The sequence below is a fragment of the Aeromonas sp. JL9 genome, from assembly GCF_024436075.1.
GTDB lineage: Bacteria > Pseudomonadota > Gammaproteobacteria > Enterobacterales > Aeromonadaceae > Aeromonas > Aeromonas veronii.
Genome location: NZ_JANFNV010000001.1, coordinates 387,218 through 412,057, shown reverse-complemented (window position 1 = coordinate 412,057; position 24,840 = coordinate 387,218). Strand labels below are relative to the sequence as shown.

Genomic DNA, 24,840 nt, shown 5'->3' with positions numbered 1-24,840 from the left:
TATCCACCTTGCGTTACTGACGCTGGCTTGCGCCGTGATCTGCTCGCGCTTCGCTGAGAGGTTTTGTTAGCGGCTCTTAGTGCAACCAGAACCAGGCTGCCGCAAATCCCAGCCAGCTCAGCACCAGCAAGATCCAGGGCAGGGGATGCTGATGCCTTACTTCAACCACTTCAAGTTGATCGTCTTGCTCTTCGGGTTGTGGCGCGCCCTGTGGCTGCCTGGCTTTGGCCTGCAATTTTTTCTGGCGGCTCGCTTCGCGGGCTCGCGCCTTCATCTGTTTCTTGTATTCGTCGATGCCTTTCTGGATCCCTTGCGCGATAAGCTGGGTCTGTTCCTTGGTCTGCCCCGGCTTCTGGTTGGCACGGGCAATTTTCATCGCCTCCTGCTGGGTCTCGGGGGAAATCTTGTCGTACTTGGCCATCAAATCATCTCCTCGGGCATGGCTGGCTGGGGAGTATGCCATAAAGGCGCGTCCGGGTGGCGTCCCCTTGGTGCGGGAGAGGGGCAAGTGAGTGACCACTCAACAAAAAAACTGATAAATCAGCAGGAAGCCGGATGTTGGGCCGAAGATCACAATTAGCAGAATTTGTGAGTCATCGATGAAAAACGGTCATCTGTTGTTTGTTATATTGGCGCCCGACCCGCTGGACAGGGTTGATAAATAACAAAACAATCAAGGTGATATGGAAATGAATAATAACTTTATCAAAGGCGGCGTGGCCCTCGCCGTGCTTGCTGCACTGACTGGCTGTAATACCTCGACTAATGACACCGTTGCACCCTGCACCGAAAATGTCTGCAAACTGACCATCCTGCACACCAACGATACCCACGGCCGTTTCTGGCACAACGCTGAAAATGAGTACGGTATGGCTGCCCAGAAGACTCTGGTCGAGCAGCTGCGTGCCGATGCCAAGGCTGCTGGCAGTGACGTACTGGTTCTTTCCGGTGGTGATGTGAATACCGGGGTGCCGGAGTCCGATCTGCAGGATGCCGAGCCTGACTTCATGGCGATGAACAACATTCGCTACGATGCCATGGCAGTGGGCAACCATGAATTCGACAACCCCCTCAGCGTGCTGGAGAAGCAGCGCAAGTGGGCCCAGTTCCCCATGCTCTCGGCCAACATCTATGACAAGGCGAGCGGCAAACACTACTTTGACCCCTACAAGGTGTTCAAGTTGGAGAGCGGTCTCAAGGTCGCTGTACTGGGTCTGACCACTGAGGATACCGCCCAGCTGGTTGATCCCAACAACGTGCAAACCCTGGAGTTCCGCGATCCGACCAGCGAGGCGGCCAAACTGGGCCAGCAGATCCGCAGCAACAAGGAGGCCAATCTGGTCTTCGCCATCACTCACATGGGCCATTACGAGAATGGTCAGCACGGCAGCAATGCGCCGGGCGATGTAGAGATGGCTCGTGCACTGCCGGCAGGGACTCTGGATGCCATCATTGGTGGCCACTCCCAGAATCCGGTCTGTATGGAACCGGGTACCACCAACAAGTACGCCAATTTCAAACCGGGTGATAACTGCCAACCGGACCAGCAAAACGGCACCTGGATCATGCAGGCCCACGAGTGGGGCAAGTATGTGGGCCGTGCCCAGTTTGAGTACCAGAATGGCAAGTTGACCTTGACCAGCTATGACCTGATCCCGGTCAACCTCATCAAGCGCAACGCCAAGGGCGAGGCGATCGATGCCAACGGCGCCGTAACCAAGGATCCGGCCAAGATGCAGTTCGTACAGGACGAGATCACCAAGGATCCCGAGCTGTATAACACCCTGCTGGGTTATCAGGAGAAAGGTCAGCAAGAGCTGAATGTCGTCATTGGCTCGGCAGATGGCTTGCTGGTTGGTGATCGCAACTCGGTTCGCAACAAGCAGACCAACCTGGGTCGCCTCATCACCACGGCGACCAGCAGCAAGCTGGGTGTCGACTTTGGTATCGTCAACTCTGGCGGTGTGCGTGACAGCATCCCGGCCGGTGATATCACCTACCGCAGCGTGTTGCTGGTACACCCGTTTGGCAACACGGTCAACAAGGCTGTCATGAAGGGAAGCGATCTGGCGACCTATCTGGGCCAGGTGGCAAGCAAGACCCGCAATACCGGTGGTTATGCCCAGTTTGGCGGTATCAACATGGCGGTGGATTGTCAGGCCAAGAGCGTCAATATCACCAGTATCGGTGGCAAGGCGTTTGATCCGGCAGCAACCTACAGCTTCGCGATCCCGAGCTTCAGCGCCTCCGGTGGTGACGGCTATCCGAAGATCGATACCATCAACGCCGGTTTGGTGGATGCTGCCGTGCTGAAGGAGTACATCGAGGTCAAGAAGACCATCAACGTGGCCGATTATCAGCCAGGCAATGAGGTGAGCTATCTGAACTCAGCCTCTACCGAAGGCTGTAACTGATTCGTCAGCGGGGCGCATAGCCCCCAGATGTGATCCCAAAGGGCAGCCGGTGGCTGCCCTTTGTCGTTGTTTGGGGAGCGGTTACAACTTTTAAATCATCAATGACGATAGCACTCGCCTGTATCAGGTCAGGTGAGGGGATGAAATGAAAAGAGGCGGCCCATGGGCCGCCTCTTGCGTAGTGACAATCTGAACCTTACAGCTGCTCGATACCGACGATATGCCAAGGGGCATTGTTCTTGGCCAGATCGCGCTCGAGGTGCCACACCTCTTTGATGTCTTCTTCGACCTGCTCCTGACGGTCCATGTAGCGGCCGCTGAAGCGCACGCTCACCTGGGCCCAGTCGCTGCCATAGTCAGCACGTACCAGCTGGGTATCGACGTACATCACTTCTGTGTGCTGGTCGCCAGTCAGTTCGGCGCGCTCGGCTTTGAGCTGCTCAAACAGCTCGGGGCTGACGTACTCGCGCACCTTTTCCAGATCGTTCTTGTTCCACGCCTCTTGCAGGGTGCGATAGTGATCGCGGGCACCGGCCAGGAAGCTGTTCATGTCAAAGCCCGGCGGCAGGCGGAACGGCACGTCGCTGTCGGCAAAGCCGGTGGCTTGCGGTGCGCTGTTGCTCTGCTCAAACTGCTGCGGGGCAGCAGATTGCGGCGGCTGATAGCCCGCATAGGCCGCCTGTTGTGGCTGTGGCGTCGCGACCTTGCCCTTGCGCAGGGTACGGATCAGGAAGACGGCACCCAGCGCCAGCAGGGCGATCAGCAGGAAGTCCATTCCTTGCAGACCTTCAAAGGCACCGCTGCCCAGCAGGTAGGCAAACAGGCCGCCAGCCAGCAGGCCGCCCAGCAGGCCACCCATCATGCCGCTCTTTTTCGGCGGCGTCTGGGCATTCAGTGTCGGATTCTTGTTGTCGACCGGTTTGGCCGCAGGCTGGGCCGGCGCAGTTTTGTAACTTTTACCAAAGGATTTGCCGCCGCCAAACTTCTTGGCTTCGGCGTGAGGTGCCCCCAGGCCAATGGCCAGGATCACGGCAAACAGGGTCAGCATCTTTTTCATTTTGACTCTTTTCACTCTCGTCTGTGGGTGGGGCATGCTCCGCTTTGGCAAGCTCAGCAAGGCGCATGGCAGGCTGCCTGTCCCTAATTGTGTCGCAGCTTGTATTCATCAATATCACCTCTGGCATGAATTATTCATGAACGAGGTAGCCGCGATGCAGCGTCAAACAAGAGGAGTAAACCGGATGAAAAGCAGAAGATTGAGTCGCAAGGAGCGCAAAATGCGAAGCAAAATCAAAATGGTCAAAGTAGAGCAGACTCTGGTTTGGCCCTTTATGATGGTATGAGCCGCCAGATAGGGCTCGCCGTAGTTGGCTTTCTTTTGTAAAATTCCCGTCCCCTTCCCGCTGCGGTTTTTATGTGTATGGCAGAGCAAGTGACGGCGAAAAAAGACGCCAAGACACAACAGCTGAAAGTTCCTCCCCACTCTTTTGAGGCCGAACAGTCCGTACTGGGCGGCCTAATGCTGGATAACGATGCCTGGGATCGGGTTGCCGAACGGGTGATCGATCAGGATTTCTACAGCCGTCCGCACCGGTTGATCTTCCAGGCCATGACCCGCCTCTCCAACGCGGGCAACCCCATCGACCTCATCACCCTGCAGGAGGAGCTGGAGCGCTCCGAACAGCTGGAAGAGGCGGGCGGCTTCGCCTATCTGGTGGAGATCGCCAAGAACACCCCGAGTGCCGCCAACATCAACGCCTACGCCGAAATCGTGCGCGAGCGGGCGGTGGTGCGAGAGATGATCTCGGTCGCCAACGAGATAGTCGAAGCAGGCTACGAGCCGCAAGGCCGTACCTCCGGCGATCTGCTGGATCTGGCCGAGAGCAAGGTATTCAAGATTGCCGAGCAGCGCACCAGCGCCAACGAGGGGCCCCAGCCCCTGAAGCTCATCCTCGAGCAGACCGTCGACAAGATTGAAGAGCTGTTCAAGACGCCGCACAACGGGGTGACCGGGGTATCGAGCGGTTACAACGATCTCGACAAGATGACCGCCGGTTTGCAGCGTTCGGACTTGATCATCGTGGCGGCTCGTCCTTCCATGGGCAAGACCACCTTTGCAATGAACCTCTGTGAGCATGCGGCCCTCACCGCCGACAAGCCGGTGCTTATCTTCTCGCTGGAGATGCCCTCCGAGCAGATCATCATGCGTATGCTCGCCTCGGTCGGTCGCATCGACCAGACCAAGGTGCGTACCGGTCAGCTCGACGACGAGGATTGGGCACGCCTCTCCTCCACCATGGGATTGCTGCTGGAGAAGGGCAAGATGTATATCGATGACGCCTCCGGCCTCACCCCGACCGATGTGCGCTCCCGTGCCCGTCGGGTGGCGCGCGAGCACGGTGGCCTCTCGATGATCATGGTGGACTACCTGCAGCTGATGCGGGTCCCGGCGCTCTCTGACAACCGTACCCTAGAGATCGGCGAGATCTCCCGCTCCCTCAAGGCCTTGGCGAAAGAGCTGCAGTGCCCGGTGGTGGCGCTCTCCCAGCTGAACCGAAGTCTGGAACAGCGGGCCGACAAGCGCCCGGTCAACTCGGATCTTCGTGAATCGGGCTCCATCGAGCAGGATGCGGATTTGATCATGTTTATCTATCGTGATGAGGTTTATCACGATGACAGCCCGGACAAGGGGATTGCCGAGATCATTATCGGCAAGCAGCGTAACGGCCCTATCGGAAGAGTGCGCCTCACCTTCCAGGGTCAGTTCTCCCGGTTCGACAACTATGCCGGTCCGGCGTTTGATGACGATTATTGATAAGTAACAATCATGGCAATCCTGTGGTCAGGATTGCCACCACCGCTCTGACCCGCTTGCCATTTATTGAGAGGCAGCCAGCCAGAGCCTGTTTTCCCGGTTCGACAATTATGCCGGTCCGGCCTTCGACGACGATAAGTGAGTGGCGGTCTTCTGCCCGATGAGGGGGAGACCATTTGTGCCCTCGTAAGGGAAAACCATGAAAGCGGCTACTGCCCAAATCAACACTGCGGCCTTGCGCCACAACCTCGCCGTGGTCAAGCGCCACGCTCCCGCTTGCAAGATCATCGCTGTGGTCAAGGCCAACGCCTATGGCCACGGACTGCTGCCGGTCGCCCGCACCCTGGTGGATGCGGATGCCTATGCGGTGGCCCGTATCGAAGAGGCGCTGATGCTGCGCTCCTGCGCCGTGGTCAAACCCATAGTGCTGCTGGAGGGTTTCTTCTCTGCCGACGATCTGCCGGTGCTGGCGGCCAACAATCTGCAGACGGCGGTTCACACCTGGGAGCAGCTCGAAGCGTTGGAGCAGGTTGAGCTGCCAGCGCCCGTGGTCGCCTGGCTCAAGCTCGACACCGGCATGCACCGCCTCGGGGTGCGTGCCGACGAGATGCCCGCCTTTATCGAACGACTCGGCAAGTGCAAGAACGTGGTGCAGCCGTTCAACATCATGACCCACTTCAGCCGTTCCGATGAGCTGGAGCAGCCCACCACCCGCGAGCAGATCGACCTCTTCAGCCGTCTGACGGCACCGCTCCTGGGCGAGCGGGCCATGGCCAACTCGGCGGGCATTCTGGCCTGGCCAGACTCCCACTGCGACTGGGTTCGCCCCGGTGTCATCCTCTATGGCGTGTCGCCCTTCCCCAACACGGTGGCGGCCGATTACGACCTGCAGCCGGTGATGACCTTGAAGACCCAGCTGATTGCGGTGCGGGATCACAAAGCGGGCGAGCCGGTGGGCTATGGCGCCAACTGGGTGTCGGATCGCGATACCCGGCTCGGGGTGATCGCCATCGGCTACGGTGACGGTTATCCGCGCATGGCGCCCAATGGCACTTCCGTGCTGATCAACGGCCGCATTGTGCCGCTGGTGGGGCGTGTCTCCATGGATATGAGCACGGTAGATCTTGGGCCCGGCGCAACCGACAAGGCCGGTGACGAGGCGGTGCTGTGGGGCGAGGGGTTGCCGGTGGAGCGGGTGGCCGACGAGATTGGCACTATCCCCTACGAGCTCATCACCAAACTCACCTCCCGCGTCTTTATGGAGTACGTCTGATGTGGCAGCAGTGCCTGCTGACTCTGAAGCCCCGTTCGCGGGGCTTTCATCTGGTGACCGACGAGTTGTTAGCTAAACTGCCGATGCTGGCGGATTACCGGATTGGCATGGCCCACCTGCTGCTGCAACACACCTCCGCCTCGCTCACCCTCAACGAGAATTGCGACCCCAGCGTGCGCAGCGATATGGAGGCCCATCTGCACCGGCTGGCGCCGGAAGATGCCCCCTACTATCGCCACACTTATGAGGGAGCGGATGACATGCCCGCCCACATCAAATCCTCCCTGCTCGGGGTGAGCCTGCAACTGCCGATCCGTGATGGTCAGTTGGCGCTCGGCACCTGGCAGGGGATCTGGCTTGGCGAGCATCGTGTCGATGGCGGCGCCCGCAAGGTGCTGGTGACCCTGCAGGGTGAGTAATCAGACTACAACTAGCTGAAAGATGAAGATAAAAAAGAGGGATGGCGCCGAGCCATCCCTCTTTTTTCCTACGTTGCTGTGAGCCATCTGCCTGCCAGTGGTTCGGCGCTCTTCGTGGCTTAGCCGGCCTTGAAGGGGGTCAGCTCGGCCAGCGGGGCGGCGTCCATAAAGGCTTGCGGCTCCTGGCCGTGTTTGAAGATCTTGAAGTCCTGCTTGCGGGCGCTCCAGTACTCTAGACGCTCGCTGCCGTTTTCTCCGGTGATTTGCAGCAGACTCGCTTCGCGCAGGGCCACCACATATTCGCTCGGGTTGATGGCGCAGAACTCGGCCAGACGCTCGTCGCGGGTCTCGCCCATGTGGCCGCTGATGCTGGCGTCCAGATAGTGCGGGTTGATCTGCAGCGGGAACAGGCCCAGCGCGGGCAGCACGGCGGCGTTGCAGACCGGCATGTCGTTGGTGGTGCGGATGCTCGGGGTCGCCACGTTGCAACCGGCGCTCCAGCCCACATAGGGGACGCCCCGCTCACGCACGGCGCGCTGGATCGGCACGATCAGGCCATTTTCATGCAGCAGCTGATTTAGGCGCCAGGTGTTGCCGCCGCTGATAAAGATGGCGTCGGCCTGATTGACGGCATCGACCGGATCATCGAAGTGGTGAATGCTGATGGTCTCGATCCCGAGGCTCTCGGTAAGTTCGTTGGCGCGGGCATCCCAGTCGCTGCGGATCACCGCGTAGGGGATGAGCAGGATGCGCTTGACCTGTTTGCGCGCGAGCAGGCTTTGAACCCGATCGCGGGCCCAGCCGAGCAGACCCGGACATTCGTTGGCTTTACCGTTGCTAAGCAGAAGCAGTTCCATCAAATCGTTCCTCAAAAAGTTAAAGCGGAGGAGGGAGGGCCACCGGATCCGACGTGCGGCCGGATGGCAAGAGGAGGCATGCTACCACCATTGGCGCGGCGGTTCTGTGATCGGGGGTCCCATTCAACGGCTATGGATGAGTAACTCAATTCCAAACGGTGGATTAATGAACCGTAGTCAACTTGTCACCCATCGCCAATAAAAGACCCCGCCGCAGCGGGGTCATGTCAGGGGAAAAGCCACTCGCCCATCAGGAGGCGGTCGCTTCAACCACCTTGTAGGAGGGCTGCTGGCGCAGCTTCCACAGCTCGCTCCATTTGCGCAGGGCGGAGAGCAGGATCAGCATTCCCAGCACCAGCATGATGAGGGAGATGATGCCGTTCATCGGGTTGTAGCCCTTGGCCGCGGCGTTGAAGTAGACGTTGCTCATCATCCAGTAACCGGCGTAGTTGACGGTGACGAACAGATAGGCTAGCGGGATCAGGCAGGTCAGCATGTAGCGGCGCTTGCTGGCCAGTCGCAAGATGATGGTGGCACCGATGATCAGGCCCACCGAGGCCATCAGCTGGTTTGAGACCCCGAATAGCGCCCACACAGATCCAATATCACCGGACATCAGCAGATACCCCCACATCACACAGGCGAGCACGCTGGCCCCGATGGCGCCCGGCATCCAGTCGATGCGCTTGAGGGGCGGGTAGAACTCGCCGAAGAAGTCCTGGATCAGGTAACGGGAGACCCGGGTGCCGGAGTCGACGGCGGTTAAGATAAAGACTGCTTCGAACATCACCACGAACTGGAAGAAGTAGGAGGCGAGGTTACTGAACCAGGGCACCTTGGTGAAGATGTAGGACATGCCCACCGCCAGGGTGACGGCGCCGCCGGTGCGGCCGTTTAGATCCATACCGATCTCCTGGGAGAGGAACGGCAGATCCACCACCTGCATCCCCAGTTTGGCGAAGGCCTCCGGGGTGGCGTTGATGGCGAAGTAGTCAGCCGGGTGCAGGGCAGTGGCGGCGATCAGCGCCATCACGCCCACCACGCACTCGGCCAGCATGGCACCGAAGGCGACCGGCAGAATGTCATTCCACTTGTCCACCAGTTTCGGGGTGGTGCCTGAGCCGATAAAGGCGTGGAAGCCTGAGATCGCGCCACAGGCGATGGTGATAGAGATAAAGGGCCAGACCGGGCCACCCAGTACCGGGCCGCCGCCGTGGACAAACTGAGTCATGGCGGGGAACTGGATCTCCGGGTTGATGCAGATAACGCCGATCACCAGCGCGCCGAACACGCCGATCTTCATAAAGCTGGAGATGTAGCCGCGCGGGGTGAGCAGCAGCCAGACCGGCAGCGCGGTAGCGAAGAAGGCGTAGATGGGCAGCGCCAGACTGATGGTCTCGGCACGCAGGGTCAGCCAGGCACCGAAGGCGCTCTCCTGCACGTAGGGGCCAAAGAAGACGCAGGCCAGCACGGCGGCAAAGCCGACCCAGGAGGCGGCTTGCAGGTTGCCGGTCAGCTTGTGCCAAATTCCCACCACCATGGAAATGGGGATGGTCATGAACACCGCGAACACGCCCCAGGCGTTACGCTCCAGTGCGTGTACCACCACCATGGAGAGACCCGCCATGGTGATGGTGATGATGAACAGCATCGCGAGCCCCGTACACCAGCCGGCGATGGGGCCGAGTTCGGCCTTGGCCACCTCGGAGAGGGACTTGCCCTGATGCTTCATGGAGGCGAACAGCACCACGGTGTCGTGTACCGCGCCGCCGATGACACAGCCGATCAGCAGCCAGAGAAAGCTCGGCAGGTAGCCGTACTGGGCGGCCAGGACTGGGCCGACCAGCGGACCGGCAGCAGCGATGGCGGCAAAGTGTTGACCGAAGTTGACCCACTTGTTGGTCGGCACATAGTTCTTGCCATCTTCCAGCTGGTGGGAGGGGGTGACTTGCTTGTCGTCAGCCTGCAGCACCTTGCGCACAAAGAACACGCCGTAGAGGCGATATGCGATGGCGAGGATGCAGAGGGCCGCAATGACAAAAGTGATTGCGTGTTGCATGGGGGAGTTTCCTTTTCCTGTGGCCAGTCTGGCCGGGCTCAGGCTGCACTCTACCCATGCTGTGGGGAAAGGGGAGCGAAGAAAAGGTCAGTGGCCGGGTTCTGCCCGCGAGTGGTTGAAAAGCGACCCCGAGTGGTTTGGCAGGGGGCCGACGGCCGTGGTAAAAGGGTGAGTGGTAGCTGGCAGAGCAGGAGCGGGGTGAAGCGCCCCGCCCCATCAGGGAATATCGAGCAGCTCCTTGAGGGGTTTGAGGTAGCGGCGGCTTACCGGCACCTTGTGGCCGCCCTGGGTCACCACCTCCGCCAGTCCGCCCTCCAGCAGCAGGATTTCGCGGATCTGGCCCGGGTTGAGCAGGTACTGGCGGTGACAGCGCACGAAGCCGGTCTTCTCCTCCAGGGTGCGCAGGGTCAGCTCGGTAGTGCCCTGCTGCTGGCCGCTGATCACCCGGTTGCCGGTGAGATCGCTGTGGATGAACTCCACCTCGCCAAGGGGCAACAGCAGAATGCGGTTGTGACCAGTGCAAGGAATGCTGCGCAGGGGCTGGGCGATGCGGGACGGATCCGGCAGCGGTTGGCTCGCCAGCTCACCTTTTGGTGAAAGCAGCCGCTGGATGCGCTCCAGCGCCTTGTTCATCCGCTCTGCCGTGACCGGCTTGAGCAGGTAGTCGAGGGCGTTCTCTTCAAACGCGCGCAGGGCAAACTCGTCGTAGGCGGTGATGAAGACGATGTGGGGGCGCAAGTCCGGGTCCAGCATGCTCACCAGCTCCAGCCCGTTGATGCGCGGCATCTGGATGTCGAGAAACAGCAGGTCGGGTTTGAGGCGATGGATGGCGGGCAGCGCCTCCATGGCGTGGGCGCACTCTCCCAGCAGGCGGATATTGCCTGCCTGCTCCAGCAGCAGGCGCAGCTCCTCGCGGGCGAGGGGTTCATCGTCAACGATCAGGGCGGTCAGCATGGGCTCTCCTGCAGGGGAAGGGTGATCTTCACCCGGGTTGATTGATGGGGGACGCAGTCGATGGAGACCCCGTATTCGGCGCCGTAACGGGCCTTGATGCGCCGATCCACTATGTTCATGCCAAGGCCGCTACCCTCCTGTTTCGTCTGATAGAGCCCGGCGTTGTCGCACACCTCCAGCACCACCCGCTGCGCTTCAACCCGGGCAGTCAGGGTCAGCAGGCCGGGTTCAAACATCTGGGAGATGCCGTGCTTGACCGCGTTCTCGACGATGGGTTGCAGGGAGAAGGTGGGCAGCCGGTACTCCAGCAGCGGCTCGGGAATCTGGATCTGTACGCTCAGGTGCTCGGCGAAGCGGGCCTGTTCGATGTGCAGATAGGCGTTCACATGCTCCAGCTCATCGGCCAGGGTCACCTCGTCCCCCTGGCGCTTGAGGTTCTTGCGAAAGAAGATGGAGAGGTGGTGCACCAGAGTTCGGGCGCTTTCGGGATCGCGCCGGATCACCGCCGCCAGGGTGTTGAGGGCGTTGAACAGGAAGTGCGGGTTGATCTGCGCCTGCAACAGCTTTATCTCCGACTGGGCCAGCAGCCGCTTCTGCTCGTTGTATTTGCCCGCCAGGATCTGGCCGGAGAGCAGCCGGGCGATCCCCTCTCCCAGGGTGCGGTTGATGGAGGAGAAGAACTTGCGCTTGGGCTCGTAGAGCTTGATGGTGCCCACCACGGAGCCCTCTTCCCCCCGCAGCGGAATGACCAGCGAGGAGCCGAGTTTGCAGCCGGGATGGATAGTGCAGCTGTAGGGGATGAGGTTGCCGTCGGCATAGACCACCTCGTTGTGCTGGATCGCCTTGAAGGTGTGCCGGGAGTTGATGGCGGTGCCCGGCAGGTGGTGATCCTCGCCGATGCCGATAAAGGCGAGCAGCTTCTCCCGATCGGTGATGGCCACCGCGCCCACCCCGGTCTCCTCGTAGAGAATGCGCGCCATCTGCTGGCACGCCTCCTGAGTGAAGCCCTTGTCCAGCACTCGCATCGCCCGCTCGGCGATCTTGAGGGCGCGGGCGGAGAAGGCAACCGAGTACTTCTCCAGCATGGCGCGGTGATCGAGGATCATCCTCATGAACATGGCGGCCCCCAGCGTATTGGCCACCAGCATGGGGGCGATGATGTTCTCGATGAGGTGGATGGCGTCATCGAGAGGGCGAGCCACCAGCAATATGATGCCCATCTGCATCAGCTCGGCGACCAGGGCCACCGAGCCCACCACCCAGGGGCTGAACAGCAGATCAAGCCGGTGGCGGGCGACGAAGTGGCGGTGCACCAGCCCGCCGAGCAGCCCTTCGGCGATGGTGGAGAAGGTGCAGGCCAGCGCGGTAAAGCCCCCCAGTGAGTAGCGGTGAATGCCGCCGGTCAGCCCCACCAGCAGTCCCACGGCCGGGCCGCCGACAATGCCCCCCAGCACGGCGCCGATGGCGCGGGTATTGGCGATGGAGTCCTCGACCCTCAGGCCAAAGTAGGTGCCCATGACGCAGAAGCCGGAGAAGATGAGGTAGCAGAGGATCTTGTGGGGCCAGCTCAGGGTCACCTGAGTCAGCGGCATGAACAGCGGTGTCTTGGAGAGCAGCCAGGCGATCACCAGATAGACGCAGAGCTGCTGGAACAGCGAGATCACCAGAGTGAATTGTTCAAATGCCACGGCTCGTTGCCCCGGTAATGATTGGTCATTTAATGGACGCGGAGTATTAGCAAACCCCATACCCCCTTGCAAGGCAGGGTTATCGGAATGGTGGCGTAGCGCACGATTTGCCGAATCGTCTGCCGCCGTGGCAGGCGGTAACTGTCTGGTTACTCAGCATGGCGCTTGAGCCAGCGGCAGAAGTGGCGAGATGGCGGCAACAAAAAGGGGGCCAAGAGGCCCCCGAATTGGCAGTCAGTGGGTGTCTCAATCGAGTTTGAGATCGACCCAGACCATGCGGTGATCCGAGCTGACTCCCTTGGCGATGCCGAGTTTCGCATCATAGACCAGGTGGTAACCCGCCTCGAAGCTGGCAGGCCAGAAGACGCCGCTCTTGACCGCGTTGAGGTTGGCGGAGGGGATGACGTGATCCAGCTGCAGCACGCTGGAGTTGGTGATGCGTTCCGGGTTGGGGCGAGTGAGGTTGCGTTTGCAGTCGGCCCCTTTGCTGACACACTCCGGGCCCCCTTCGCTGACCGGGATCAGGGTGCCATTGGTGATGGCCTGATTCATCAGCGGGTTGTTTAGCAAATCCTGAATGGCGGTCAGGTCACCGTCACCGGTGAGCGGATCGGCGTTGAGATCCCCCGCGATGACGAAATTGGCGTTTTTGGCCAGCCCACCCTTGGTGCCCTTGTCATCGGTCATGTAGTTGAGACCCTTGACGTAGTCGTTCCAGAAGGCGATCTCGGCGCGGTTGTGCTTGACGGTGTGACGCGCCGCGTTGGCAAAGATTGGCGGGGTCGGGTGGGAGATCAGGAAGTGGATCACCTCTTCACCCTTCTCGGTCTTGATCCGCACCGGCACATCAGCGTGGTTCTTGGAGGAGAGCGGGTACTGCTGCCAGGCCGCGTTTTCATACCAGGCATCGCCACACTGGCGGCTGGCCGGGATCTTGACCTTGGGATTGTTGCAGTCATCGATGATGGGGTTCTGCTCGCCCGGCATATCCTTCCACTTGAAGTTCTGGAAGGTGCGGATCTGCTTGGTGTCGATGGGGTATTTGGACATCACCGCAAAGGCGTACTGGCCGTGGTAGTTGCCAAAGCCCCAGGCATCGTCGGGGCCGCTGTTGACCTTGCCATCCAGATTGAGGTCATAACCGCTCATCAGGCCGGTGTTGGTGGCGAAGTTCTGCATCACCGGATAGCTGATGGCCGTCACCTCTGCGTGCTGGGCGTGAGCCAGATAGTTGTCGTTGAAGGCTTTCAGATCGGCGGTGCTCTCGCCTTTGCCGTCGTTGTCGAACTCGTTGAGCAGGAACACATCCGGGCGGGTGCGCTGGATGATCTCCGCCACGTTGCGGATCTGCTGCACGTTCTTGGCTTTGGTTTCAGTGGCGCCGCTCAGGCTCCCTTCGGCGAGGCGGGCCAGCAGGGCATCCTGCTCGGTGCGGGTCAGCGCCAGCTCGCCAGTCAGCATACCGGCGGCAGTGCGGTCAAAAGAGAGGTTGAAGGTGGCAAAACGAACCATGGGATCAGCTGCCTTTGAGTCGTTGTCGCTGTTGCAGCCTGCCAGCATCCCGAGGGAAATGGCGGCAGCCAGTAGGGTCTTGTTGATATTCTTCATTGTAATTATTCCGTAGCATCAATGAGTTATGCCTTCTGTGAGGCGGCGCCATTATAAGTAGACGGAGATGCTGCGGGGATTTTGCCTGAGCAAAGTGTGAGGATATTCACACCACATATCTGGCGATGATGAATGTTAGCAGGGCGATATGGGGTGTGAAAAACCGGTTTATACGCTGCAGTTTCCGGGATGAATGGCGCGCTTCCAGCCGTTACCGCACTCTGAATTTGTCACACCACCATCGGCAGGCCGCTCTCGGGGTGGTGGATCACCTGTGCCGGATAGTCATAGAGACGGGCGATGAGCTCAGGGGTGAGCACTTCGGCAGGCGTGCCATCTGCCATCAGTTTGCCCCGCTCCAGCATCACCAGCCGATCGGCATAGCGCGCCGCCAGATTGAGGTCGTGCAGCACTACCAGCACAGCTGTATTGCGGCTGGCGAGGGCGCGCGCCATGGTGAGCAGCTGATGCTGGTATTTCAGATCCAGCGCCGAGGTGGGTTCGTCGAGCAGCAGCAGGCGGGGTTGCTCGGCTTGCTCGGTCGGGGAGGGGGCCTGCCAAATCTGCGCCAGCACCCGGGCAAACTGCACCCGCTGCCGCTCGCCGCCAGAGAGCCCCGGATAGAGCCGCTTGGCCAGATGCTCGACCCCGGCATGAGTCATGGCCGCCGCCACAATCTCGTCGCGCCGCGCCGCCGGTTCACTGTGGGGCAAGCGCCCCATGGCGACCACTTCCTCGCAGAGAAAGGGGAAGTTGAGGGAGGAGCTTTGCGGCAATACCCCGAGTCGGTGGGCCAGCTGGCTGCTGTCCCACTGCTGGCGATCTGCGCCAAACAGGGTGATGGAACCCTCATATTCCAGCTCGCCGGTCAGGCACTTGAGCAGCGAGCTCTTGCCCGCCCCGTTGGGGCCGAGCAGGGCGGTGAGGGTGCCGCTCTCGAGGTCGAGATTGAGCCCATCCAGGATCTGGCGCTGGCCACGGCGCAGGCTGAGTCGGGTGCAGCTCAACAGGGGGGAGGAGAGTGAGGATGAGAGTGGTTGCATAACAGTCCGTATCACAGGGCGCGGCGGCCTTTTACCAGCAGCCAGATGAAGAAGGGGGCGCCGAGCAGGGCGGTGATGATGCCCACCGGCAGCTCGGCCGGGGCCAGCAGGGTGCGTGCCAGCATGTCGGCCGCCAGCAGCAGGGCGGCGCCGAGCAGAGCCGAGAGCGGCAGCAACCTGACGTGGTTGGGGCCCGCCAGCAGGCGCACCAGATGGGGCACCACCAGCCCGACGAAGCCGATCATCCCCGATACCGCCACCGCCACGCCGACGCCCGCTGCGGTGAGCAGAATCAGGCGGCGCTTGAGGGATTGCACATTGACCCCAAGATGACGGGCCTCTCCTTCACCCAGCAGCAGGGCATTTAGGGGATTGGCATCGCGCATAAAGAGCCACAGCAGGGCCGCCAGGGTGAGCAGGGCCAGCGCCACATCGGCCGGTTTGCCTGCCGCCAGCGTTCCCATCTGCCACAGGCTCAGGTTGCGCAGCATCTGATCGTCCGCCAGATAGGTGAGCAGGCCGATCACCGCGCCGGAGAGCGCCGTGATGGCGACCCCGGCCAGTAGCATGACAGTGACCGAGGTGCCCCCCTCACGGGTGCCGAGCAGATAGACCAGGGTGGTGGTGAGCGCGCCGCCGAGAAAGGCGAGCAGCGGCAGCAGACCAACCCCTATGGTGGCTTGCAGCTGCTGGCCGAGGGGGGCCAGCAGCACGATGGCGAGCGCCGCGCCGAGCGCCGCACCGCCGGAGACACCTATGATGCCGGGGTCAGCCAAGGGGTTGCGAAACAGCCCCTGCATCACGGCGCCACAGAGCCCGAGAATCCCCCCTACTGCGATGCAGAGCAGGGTTCTCGGCAGGCGAATTTCCTGCACGATCAGCAGCTTGTGTGACTCAATCCCGCTCTCCTGCCCGGCAAACAGCGCCCGCAGACTCTCGCCCAGGGTGAGGGTCATGGGGCCGGTTGCCAGCGAACCGAGCAGCAACAGTGCCAGTGCGGCCGTGGTGAAGGCCAGCAGCCAGGAGAGGGGTAACCGCATCATGACCCCTGCTTGATCCACTGGGCGATCTGGTTCGCCTGTTGCAGGGAGTTGAGGCTCAGGCCCCCTTGCAGGGCGTGGCCGTCGATGGCGTGAATGGCGTTACGCTTGCCAGCTGGGGTGGCGGCCAGGGCGGGCACTTCTGCCAGCACCTTGGCCGGATCGGCATATTGCTGCCAGTCACGACCGCTGACCAGTACCAGATCGGGCTGCATTTCGATGAGTGATTCTGCGGATACCGGCTTGTAGTTGCGCAACTCGGCGACCGGATTGATGCCGCCCGCCAGCGAGATCAGCGCGCTGGCGGTGGTGTCCCCCCCGGCGATGCTGGTGGGTTGCCCCTTGTGCAGCAGCAGGAAGGCGACCTTGAGCGGTTTGTTCTGTTTGGCTTGCGCCGCCAGATGATCGGTCTGGGCCTGGATCTCTGCCTTCAGGCGATCGCCTGCGGCTTTATCGCCCAGCAGGCTGGAGAGGGTATCGATACGCTGGTTGAGGTTGGCGAGGGTCGGCGCGGTATCCAGCACCTCCACCTTGACCCCGGCACGGCGCAGCTGATCCAGGGTCGGGGCCGGCCCCATCTCGTCACTGCCCACCAGTCGGGTGGGGGAGAGGCTCAGGATCCCTTCGGCGGCCAGTGCCCGGTGATAACCCACCTTGGGCAACCCTTTTGGCAAGGGGCTGCTGACATCGGTGGCGATCAGGCTCGATTCACCGCCAAGGGCCAGAATGAGTTCTGTGGTGGCCGGGCCGATACTGACGATACGCTCTTTCTGTCCGTCAGCGGCAACGGCAGAGAAGGGGGACAGTGAACTGCAGAGCAGGGTGATGGCGAGGGCAAGACGACGGCCCATGCTAACCTCCGAAGGGGTGAATGAAACGGGTGTGCCGCCGAGAATATCAAGGCTTTGGAAAAAATGCACTGATAATGATAGCAATTATCAATTGCATTGATTCCGGTGCTTTATTAGAGTAGCCGCCATGATAAACAGCGGGACGACCTGGTCCCGCAGAGGGAGAAAACATGAGCATTGCACAACGCATTCACGCGCTGCTGGAGCAGGATCCCGGCGCTCATCCGTCCACCCTGGCGGCCCAGCTTGCCATCAGCGAATGGGAGGTGGTTCGCCATCTGCCCGCCGAGCTGGTGACCCTGCTGCCCGCCGATCGTGCGCAAGGTCTGCTGGAAGATCTGGCCGACTGGGGCCCGGTGACCACCATCGTCGAATCAGAAGGTTCCATCTTCGAGGTAAAAGCCCCCTTCCCGAAAGGCAAGGACGCACGCGGTTACTACAACCTGATGGGCCGCGACGGTGAGCTGCATGGTCACCTCAAGCTCGACAACGTGGCGGGGATTGCGCTGGTCAGCAAGCTGTTCATGGGCAAGGAGGGGCACTCCTTCCAGTTCTTCGGTCACTCCGGCCGCTGCATTTTCAAGGTCTATCTGGGTCGCGACGAGAAACGCCAGCTGCTGGCCGATCAGGTCACCCGTTTTATGGCGCTGCGCCACAACTCTCAAGAGGAAGTCAAAGCATGAGTGAACGCCAGGAGCGTCTGCAGAACCGCCTGCAACCGGAGATCCGCGAGTTTCGCGACAGCTGCCGCACCCTGCAGCTCGCCACCGTCGATGGCGAAGGCAATCCCAACGCCAGCTATGCCCCGTTCGTGCTGCAGGAAGATGGCTACTATGTGCTGATCTCCGAGATCGCCCGCCACGCCCGCAACCTGCAACAGGTGCCCCGGGTATCCCTGATGCTGATCGAGGACGAGAGCGGTGCCCGTGAGCTGTTTGCCCGCAAGCGCTTGACCTTCGATGCGGTGGCTGAAGTGGTGGCCCGTGACGACGCCCGCTGGAGCAAGGCGGTGGCGGCACTGGAAGGTCGTTTTGGCGAGATCATCAAGGGTCTCTCCAACCTCAAGGATTTCAAACTGTTCCGCCTCAAGCCGGAGCAGGGGCTGTTCGTCAAGGGCTTCGGCCAGGCGTTCGCGGTCTCCGGTGACGAGCTGGTGGATTTTGTCCATCTGGTGGAAGGGCACAAGCGCATCGACAACGGTGCCGAGCTCACCAGCCCGGCCGATGCGCCGGTCTGAGGATCCCTGTCGACCACGACAGCCGTCATAACAAAACGGGCAGCCACTGGGCTGCCCGTTTTTATTGCGTTATCTCATCCGGCCTGTTCAATCCTGCCAGGAGGCCTTGTTGGGAAAAGCGCGACGATCGGCGTCGGTGGCCGTTTCGTTGCACTCTCCCCGCACCTTCCAGGAGGTCTGGCTCAGCACTATGTAGCCCTGGCGGCAATACTGCTTGGTCGCCAGGGTCTCGGTCAGCAGGTTCTCCTGCAAGGCTTCCCGCTGTTCCAGCAGCCGCTGGCTCTGGGCCGCTGAGAGGCCGCGTGGCAAGGTGTCGTTGGGCGCGGCTTCAAAGGTGAAGCGTTTACTCCCCTCCTCGTTGATGTGGGTCAGAAACAGGGGTTCCGGCCCGTCATACTTCTGTCCCGGCAAGCTGGAGCAGGCCGACAGCAGGGGAACAATCAACAACAGGGTGGCAGACAACAGGCGCACGACAGACTCCAGTGAGAAACGAGGCGAGGCTCGCAGATTAGCACGGCTGCAGGGCGGGTGTTACTGCCAGCAGCTCGTCGGTGGTGAGCAAGGTCACACTGCGACCCTCCGGCAGGCTGAGGTGGCGCCACATCCAGTGATGGTGCTCGGTGATCTGGGCCGCGCTCAGGTGGGGGCGATCGGCGGTGGTGTGACCATCGCTCAACACCAGCACCTCGTACCCATGGGAGGCGGCACTGCGCACTGTGGTGTCGACGCAAAAATCGGTGGCACAGCCACAGAGAATCAGTCGATCGACCGGCTGCTCGGCCAGCAGGAAGGCAAGCTCGGTATCGAGAAAGCTGTCACAGGCTATCTTGCGCACCCGGCTCTCTCCCTTGGCCGGTTGCAGCGCACTGTGCAACTGCCAACCCGGGGTGCCCGGTTCCAATTCGGTACCGGGGGGTGAGTCATGCTGGATATAGATGACCCGTCCCTGTTGCTGCCTGACATGGGCCGCAGCCCGATTGATATTGGCCAGCACCTGCTCCTGGCGGTAACGGGGCTCGTTGAACAAGCCTTGCTGCACATCGATGATCAGTAACACATCCATATTTTACCCGCCGTTTCCTGGAAGATTAGGGTTGCAGCCACTGGCTGCAGTCACGACTGCGGGATTGATGCAGCGCGCCCATATCTTGCTTCATCTCGTCACTGTTTTGCCAGCGCTTAGGCAGCGGCATGATGGTTACCTGCACATCGGCTGCGGGATCTGCAACAGAGGTCTCATCTGTGCGGGGCACGACCAGCGCCACCTTGAGGGCAGGATTGCGGCTGGCGATGCGACTGGCGAGCCCAAGCCCCCCCTCGACGTGGAAATTGCCGGCGATATGCATGATCTGCTGGCCCGGGTGCTTGGCGAGATAATCCACCATGCTCTCGGCCATGGTGTCATCCCAGCTGGTCTGGGCGGCGAAGCGGCGGGCGTTGCTGTCGGCATCGCCGTGGTGCATGGAGGCCATAAATTTCTGGCGATAGGGATCATCCCCCAGCGTCAGCTGGCGGGCCAGCTGGCTGCGACGCGACGCGGGCAGTTTGTCGAGCCACTCAGCCCCCTCCTGACCGACACAGCTCACCAGCGGCTTGGGGGCGTTGGCGGCGATCACTGGCATCCGGTGAGCCTTGGCAAACTCTACCAGCGGGCGGTAGTCGCTCGGATAGTTGGGCCAGGCGTTGCCTTCGCGGATCAAGGCCGCTTCACCAATCTGGTTCGCCAGATAGGCATCCAGCGTCTTCTGATCGGCGCGGCTGAACTGTTCCATGGAGAGGGCCAATGGCCGACCGTGCTGCTGGCCAGCGGTGTAGAGCCCGCTCAGCAGGCGCGATTGCAACAGGTGCACGGCGGGATGGCTGTGCAGCTCACCCACCAGAATGATATCGGCGTCGGCAGTGCGCGCGATCGCCTGCTCCAGCGTCAGGTCTGCGTCTCCCTCGCTGCTTAGTCGGTAGTCATAGAGCGTCTGCAACTGTGATGACTGGGTCGGCTGGGTGGGGGTGGCACAGGCTGCCAGCAGCAGCGGCAGGGCGAGCAGGGGAAGTCGTCTAATCATGGGATCTCACGGCTGATATGCCCGGATGCCGGTGCATCTCGGGGGGCTAATAGAGAATAAGGGCAACACAGGGTGACAGTGTAAAACCAATTTGGTTCAAAACAAATGAGAATGATTTCGTTTCTTGTTGATCTTTGTCGAGAGCCGGGTAATATGCGGCCTGTTTGATAACAGTTCTCAATAAGGATTCGCTGTGACCCATCATAACGCACTCTCTCTGGTTGCCCTCGCCGTGGCTGCCGGTCTCTCCTCCCAGGTCTTTGCTGCCACCCAGAAGGCGGATGAAGTCGTGGTCGTCAGCGGCTCACGGATGGAGCAAAAACTGGAAGATGTCTCCGGCCCCATCTCGGTGATCACCGCCAAGCAGATTGAAGAGCAGGTCGTCACCAACGTCGCCGACCTGTTCCGCTACGAACCCGGTGTGACCGTGCTCGGCGGTCAGGGTGATGCGCAGACCTTCATCATCCGCGGCATGGGAGAAAACCGGGTCAAGGTGGTGCGCGACGGTGTGCGCCAGAACGATGCCTACAGCAAGGGCGGTGTTGGCCAGAGCTACTTCGATACCGACATGATCAAGCAGGTAGAAGTGGCAAAAGGGCCGGCGTCTGCCGCCTACGGCTCCGATGCGCTGGGTGGCGTGATTGCCATCACCACCAAGGATGCCAGCGACTTCCTCAAGGGCAAGGATAGTTATCTGGATGTGACCAGCGGTTACGCCTCCAGCAGCCACCAGAAGATGGCGGGCTTTACCGGCGCCTTGCGCACCGGCGAAGTGGAGAACCTGCTGCGCTACACCTGGCGCGATGGCGGTGTGACCCAGAATTTCGACTCCACCAAGAACGACTTCGATATCGGTACCCACGCCCTGCTGCTCAAGAGCAAGTGGAATCTCTCCGATGAACAGTTCCTCAAGCTGACCGTCGACTACCTGACCGATGGCGAGGAGCCGGATGCGGTCAAGCTCAACAAGGTCGGTACCGGCACTGCCCGTGTCTTTGATCAGCCCATTACCGACAAGCAGACCGACAACCTCTCTGTGGTGCTGGATCACGGCATCGCGCTGAACCAAGGCTGGGCCGATCGGATGGATAGCAAGGTCTACTTCGCCCGTACCAAGCAGACACTGGATCAGTACGCCTCATCCAAGTATCCGGTCAGCCCCGGCAACCCCTATGTGACCAAAAACTCGCTGGATCACAACGTGTTCGATCAGAAGAACATCGGCGCCCAGCTGCAGTTCCACAAGGCGGTCGCCAACCATCGTCTGGCCTGGGGGGCTGAATACGAGCACACCGACAACGAACGTACCCGTTACAAGGGGCCGACGACTCCCGGTGATTTTGTCGGCTACAACGAGCTGAGTTTCCCGGCTACCACCAGCGAGCGCAGCGCCCTGTGGGCCTTTGACGAGATCAAGTTTGGCGAGCGCTGGGTGCTGACCCCGGGTGCCCGTTATGACTACTACCGGATGACCCCGGACAACGATCCGGCCTACACAGGCGACAAGCTGCACAAGTTCTCGGAAGGGGAGTTGTCACCCAAGCTGGGTCTGGTGTTCAAGGCCCACGAGGCGGCTAACCTGTTCGCCCAGTACAGCCACGGTTTCAAGGCTCCCATGTATGACAGCGCCTTCTCCACCCTGAACCATCAGGCGTACGGCTATCGCATCGAGCCCAACCCGAACCTCAATCCGGAGAGCAGCGACGGCATCGATCTTGGCGTGCGTGGCAGCAGCAACGGCTTCAGCTATGAAGTAGCCAGTTTCTACAACAAGTTTGAAGACTTCATCGAGATGGTGGAAGTGGGCAAAGAGGGGCGCACCGCCGTCTACCAGTACCAGAACCTGAGCAAGGCGACCACCAAAGGGGTCGAAGCCAAGGCGGATTACTGGCTCAACGACATCGTCAATGTCTGGGGCAACCTCGCCTACATCGAAGGCAAGGATGGGGATGGCAACTACATCAACAGCCTGAGCCCGCTGAATGGCTCCGTCGGTGTGCGTCTGGAACAGTCCCAGTGGAACTTCAACACCGCGCTGCGCTTTGCTGACAACATGGACAAAGTCCGTAAAGACAGCAAAGGCAACGATTACGTGAAGAGCGCCGGTTGGGGTGTGGTTGATATGTACGCCCAGTTCAACCCGATGACCGACCTGCAGCTCAACGTCGGGGTCTTCAACCTGTTTGACAAGGAGTACACCAGCTACGAGCGCATCGCCGGTCGTGCCGAGGGCTCCGATAACAGCATGATGACCGAACCGGGCCGCAACCTGAGTGCACGGGTCAAATACGTATTCTAAAAAGACAACACACGCAGCCGGGCTGGAAGCATCTCGGCCTACCCAAGGCCCGCACCATATGGTGCGGGCTTTTTGTCATGTGGTATCTGGAAAAGTGCCGGGTATTGTTGGAGTCGATTTTTTTAATGTCTCTCTAGTTTTCATACTGGCCAATAACTCTTGCTGTATTAAGCACTTAACGCCGAGTTTTTTTGATAAATAGTCCGCAATATGGGCCCAGGAAAACAAAACCCCCGGTGCCGTGCACTGGGGGGTGAGTCGTTCAAATTAGTTGAAAAGATCTGAACCTGTCGTGGGCTCAGATTTTTCTGTTCAACCTTCTTACATTGTGATTTTCAGTTATCCGCTACAGCACGCAGACCGGGCAGAAGGCGTAGGTGCCTTGCGGATCGTTGAAGCGGGTGAGCGGGTCGAGACTGCGGTTCACTTCCACCAATGCCTTGCCAAATCCAGCCGGCAGCCAGCTTTGCAACTGGGGGGCCAGCACTTGGACACTGCTGTCAAACAGCTGGCGCAGGAACTTGTCCTTGGTGGACTCCTCCTGCTCGATGGGGGTCACCTGCCACTCTTTGAGGTTGGCCAGCTCGGCGGCGGCCTTGATGGCGTCATCCAGATTGCCGAACTCGTCCACCAGACCCAGGGCCTTGGCATCTTCGCCGGTCCAGACCCGTCCTTCGGCCGCTTTCTCGGCCTCTTCCGGGCTCAGGCCGCGGCCCTTGCTGACCAGACCGATGAAGCGCTGGTAGGTATCTTCCACGCTCAGCTGGATAGCCTGACCGACGTGATCCGGCAGGGCGCGGGTCGGGCCGACGCCAACATAATCTGTGGTGCCAACCCCGTCGGTATGTACCCCGAACTGGGCCAACGCCTTGTCGATGGTGGCGAACATGCCGAACACCCCGATGGATCCGGTGAGAGTAGTCGGGGAGGCGAAGATCTTGTCCGCATCGGCGGAGATCCAGTAGCCACCGGAGGCGGCATAGCTGCCCATGGAGACCACTACCGGCTTGCCAGCCTGTTTCAGGGCCAGCAGCTCGGCGCGGATCTGCTCGGCGGCGAAGGCGCTGCCGCCGGGGCTGTCGACCCGCAGGACCACGGCTTTAACCTTGTTATCGCGACGGGCATCGGCCAGCAGGTCGGAGAGGCTATCACCGCCTATGGTACCGGCAGGCTGTACGCCATCCATGATGGCGCCGCTGGCGACCACCAGACCCACCTCATCCTTGCCGCTCTGGGGATATTGTTCCGGAATGGCAGCCAGATACTCTTTCAGGCCGACCCCTTTCCAGCCGTGGTCGTCCGCTTCACCCACCTCTTTAATGACCGCCTGGGTCATCTCGTCGCGGGTGGCCAGCTGATCCACCAGCCCGTTGTCGAGGGCGTAGTTGGCGGCATTGCCACCGGCTTTGCGCAGCAGCTCGAGGAAGCGATCCTTGCCTGGCGCGACCGCCTCGGGTTCGATCTCCCGCTGCTCGGCTACGTCAGCCACATAGGATTGCCACAGCTGATCCAGCCAGCGCTGGTTTGCTTCTTTGCTCTCGGGGGACATCTCGTCGCGGGTATAGGGTTCGACGAAGGATTTGTAGGTACCGACCTTGAATACATGGGGGGTGATGTTGAGCTTCTCCAGCGCCGACTTGAAGTAGGTCTGGTAGACACCAAGCCCCTCGATCACCACGGCGCCGCTCTGGTTGAGCAGCACGTGATCGGCGTGGGCCGCCAGCAGGTACTGGCCTTGAGTGTAGAAGTCGGCCATGGCGATCACCGGTTTGCCGCTCTCTCGGAAGGAGTCGATGGCGCTCGCCACCTCCTGCAGTTTGGTGAAGTTGGCACCCTGCAGCCCTTGCGGCTTGATCACCAGCGCCTTGATGCGCTCGTCATCCTTGGCACTCTTGATGGCCCACAGCAGGTCGGAGAGAACGATCTCGCTCGGCTGCTCATCGCTGCTGTCCATCTGGCGCAGCAGTTGTACGGTGGGATCTGTCTGGGAGCGTTGCTCCACCAGCACGCCGTTGAGATTGAGGGTCAGCGCCCCTTCGATGGGCGCCTTGGGCGCCTCTTTCTGGCTGACGCTGAAGACGATGACCAGCACTACGATGAGAAACAGCAGATTGACCAGCATCAGCCGGGTGAAATTGAGCAGGCGCCACAGGCTGCGGAACAACCAACCCAGACCTTTGAAAATAGACATAGTCGCGTTATCGCCCTGTTAATGGGTAGAGA

21 protein-coding genes are annotated in these 24,840 nt (G+C 60.7%); 7 read left to right on the top strand and 14 right to left on the bottom strand.

Annotated elements, in window-relative coordinates; translation table 11 throughout:
- Nucleotides 1-76: 76 nt before the first annotated feature.
- Nucleotides 77-421, bottom strand: coding sequence for a DUF2956 domain-containing protein (locus NOM06_RS01950; protein WP_255909443.1), 345 nt, complete (start codon nucleotides 419-421; stop codon nucleotides 77-79).
- A 268-nt stretch (nucleotides 422-689) separates the two neighbouring features.
- On the opposite strand from NOM06_RS01950, the gene ushA reads away from it, so the two are divergent.
- Nucleotides 690-2,414 (top strand): bifunctional UDP-sugar hydrolase/5'-nucleotidase UshA, encoded by a 1,725-nt coding sequence (ushA, locus tag NOM06_RS01945; protein ID WP_255909440.1) that lies wholly within the window; start codon nucleotides 690-692, stop codon nucleotides 2,412-2,414.
- Between the two features lie 196 nt (nucleotides 2,415-2,610).
- On the opposite strand, the gene NOM06_RS01940 is transcribed toward ushA, so the two are convergent.
- On the bottom strand, nucleotides 2,611-3,471 hold the full coding sequence (locus NOM06_RS01940) for a Tim44 domain-containing protein (RefSeq protein WP_005335275.1): 861 nt from the start codon (nucleotides 3,469-3,471) through the stop codon (nucleotides 2,611-2,613).
- Between the two features lie 363 nt (nucleotides 3,472-3,834).
- Between NOM06_RS01940 and dnaB the strand changes: the two genes are divergently transcribed.
- From dnaB to NOM06_RS01925, 3 genes are all read left to right on the top strand, one after another.
- Entirely contained in the window at nucleotides 3,835-5,229 is a 1,395-nt protein-coding gene (dnaB, locus tag NOM06_RS01935) for a replicative DNA helicase (RefSeq protein WP_026035132.1), read from the top strand.
- A 199-nt stretch (nucleotides 5,230-5,428) separates the two neighbouring features.
- Nucleotides 5,429-6,502 (top strand): alanine racemase, encoded by a 1,074-nt coding sequence (gene alr / locus NOM06_RS01930; protein WP_255909438.1) that lies wholly within the window; start codon nucleotides 5,429-5,431, stop codon nucleotides 6,500-6,502.
- Entirely contained in the window at nucleotides 6,502-6,921 is a 420-nt protein-coding gene (locus NOM06_RS01925; protein ID WP_255909426.1) for a secondary thiamine-phosphate synthase enzyme YjbQ, read from the top strand. Before alr ends, NOM06_RS01925 begins: the two co-directional genes overlap by 1 nt.
- Before the next feature lie 119 nt (nucleotides 6,922-7,040).
- Here the strand turns inward: NOM06_RS01925 and pepE are convergent, their stop codons facing one another.
- From pepE to NOM06_RS01885, 8 genes are all read right to left on the bottom strand, one after another.
- Complete coding sequence (pepE, locus tag NOM06_RS01920) at nucleotides 7,041-7,778, bottom strand: dipeptidase PepE (RefSeq protein ID WP_255909424.1); 738 nt, start codon at nucleotides 7,776-7,778, stop codon at nucleotides 7,041-7,043.
- A 250-nt stretch (nucleotides 7,779-8,028) separates the two neighbouring features.
- On the bottom strand, nucleotides 8,029-9,837 hold the full coding sequence (locus NOM06_RS01915; protein WP_139411038.1) for a carbon starvation protein A: 1,809 nt from the start codon (nucleotides 9,835-9,837) through the stop codon (nucleotides 8,029-8,031).
- Between the two features lie 216 nt (nucleotides 9,838-10,053).
- Nucleotides 10,054-10,791 carry a two-component system response regulator BtsR gene (gene btsR / locus NOM06_RS01910; protein WP_139411037.1) on the bottom strand — a complete coding sequence of 246 codons (738 nt, stop codon included), beginning with the start codon at nucleotides 10,789-10,791 and terminating at the stop codon, nucleotides 10,054-10,056.
- On the bottom strand, nucleotides 10,785-12,479 hold the full coding sequence (locus NOM06_RS01905; RefSeq protein ID WP_255909422.1) for a sensor histidine kinase: 1,695 nt from the start codon (nucleotides 12,477-12,479) through the stop codon (nucleotides 10,785-10,787). Before NOM06_RS01905 ends, btsR begins: the two co-directional genes overlap by 7 nt.
- 246 nt (nucleotides 12,480-12,725) lie before the next feature.
- Nucleotides 12,726-14,087, bottom strand: coding sequence for an endonuclease/exonuclease/phosphatase family protein (locus NOM06_RS01900; protein WP_255909420.1), 1,362 nt, complete (start codon nucleotides 14,085-14,087; stop codon nucleotides 12,726-12,728).
- 230 nt (nucleotides 14,088-14,317) lie between these two features.
- Nucleotides 14,318-15,130, bottom strand: a complete 813-nt coding sequence (locus NOM06_RS01895) for a heme ABC transporter ATP-binding protein (protein ID WP_088868605.1) — start codon at nucleotides 15,128-15,130, stop codon at nucleotides 14,318-14,320.
- Between the two features lie 11 nt (nucleotides 15,131-15,141).
- Nucleotides 15,142-16,173 carry an iron ABC transporter permease gene (locus NOM06_RS01890; protein ID WP_005335261.1) on the bottom strand — a complete coding sequence of 344 codons (1,032 nt, stop codon included), beginning with the start codon at nucleotides 16,171-16,173 and terminating at the stop codon, nucleotides 15,142-15,144.
- Nucleotides 16,170-17,021, bottom strand: a complete 852-nt coding sequence (locus NOM06_RS01885) for a hemin ABC transporter substrate-binding protein (protein ID WP_064339545.1) — start codon at nucleotides 17,019-17,021, stop codon at nucleotides 16,170-16,172. The genes NOM06_RS01890 and NOM06_RS01885 overlap by 4 nt, the downstream gene beginning before the upstream one ends.
- Before the next feature lie 170 nt (nucleotides 17,022-17,191).
- Here NOM06_RS01885 and hutX point away from each other — a divergent pair, with 170 nt between their 5' ends.
- Together hutX and hutZ are read left to right on the top strand one after the other, a co-directional pair.
- Nucleotides 17,192-17,704 carry a heme utilization cystosolic carrier protein HutX gene (gene hutX / locus NOM06_RS01880; RefSeq protein ID WP_005362516.1) on the top strand — a complete coding sequence of 171 codons (513 nt, stop codon included), beginning with the start codon at nucleotides 17,192-17,194 and terminating at the stop codon, nucleotides 17,702-17,704.
- On the top strand, nucleotides 17,701-18,258 hold the full coding sequence (gene hutZ, locus NOM06_RS01875; RefSeq protein WP_005335257.1) for a heme utilization protein HutZ: 558 nt from the start codon (nucleotides 17,701-17,703) through the stop codon (nucleotides 18,256-18,258). Before hutX ends, hutZ begins: the two co-directional genes overlap by 4 nt.
- Before the next feature lie 87 nt (nucleotides 18,259-18,345).
- Here the strand turns inward: hutZ and NOM06_RS01870 are convergent, their stop codons facing one another.
- From NOM06_RS01870 to NOM06_RS01860, 3 genes are read right to left on the bottom strand one after another with little or no spacing between them, the layout of a single operon-like run.
- A complete protein-coding gene (locus NOM06_RS01870; RefSeq protein WP_005335256.1) occupies nucleotides 18,346-18,729 on the bottom strand; it encodes a hypothetical protein in 384 nt (127 codons plus the stop codon).
- A gap of 37 nt (nucleotides 18,730-18,766) precedes the next feature.
- Nucleotides 18,767-19,321, bottom strand: coding sequence for a cysteine hydrolase family protein (locus NOM06_RS01865; protein ID WP_255909418.1), 555 nt, complete (start codon nucleotides 19,319-19,321; stop codon nucleotides 18,767-18,769).
- Between the two features lie 25 nt (nucleotides 19,322-19,346).
- Nucleotides 19,347-20,318, bottom strand: coding sequence for a ChaN family lipoprotein (locus NOM06_RS01860; protein ID WP_255909416.1), 972 nt, complete (start codon nucleotides 20,316-20,318; stop codon nucleotides 19,347-19,349).
- A 193-nt stretch (nucleotides 20,319-20,511) separates the two neighbouring features.
- Here NOM06_RS01860 and NOM06_RS01855 point away from each other — a divergent pair, with 193 nt between their 5' ends.
- On the top strand, nucleotides 20,512-22,617 hold the full coding sequence (locus NOM06_RS01855) for a TonB-dependent hemoglobin/transferrin/lactoferrin family receptor (RefSeq protein WP_064340770.1): 2,106 nt from the start codon (nucleotides 20,512-20,514) through the stop codon (nucleotides 22,615-22,617).
- Nucleotides 22,618-22,963: 346 nt separating this feature from the next.
- On the opposite strand, the gene sppA is transcribed toward NOM06_RS01855, so the two are convergent.
- Nucleotides 22,964-24,808, bottom strand: coding sequence for a signal peptide peptidase SppA (sppA, locus tag NOM06_RS01850; RefSeq protein ID WP_255909414.1), 1,845 nt, complete (start codon nucleotides 24,806-24,808; stop codon nucleotides 22,964-22,966).
- Nucleotides 24,809-24,840: the final 32 nt, after the last annotated feature.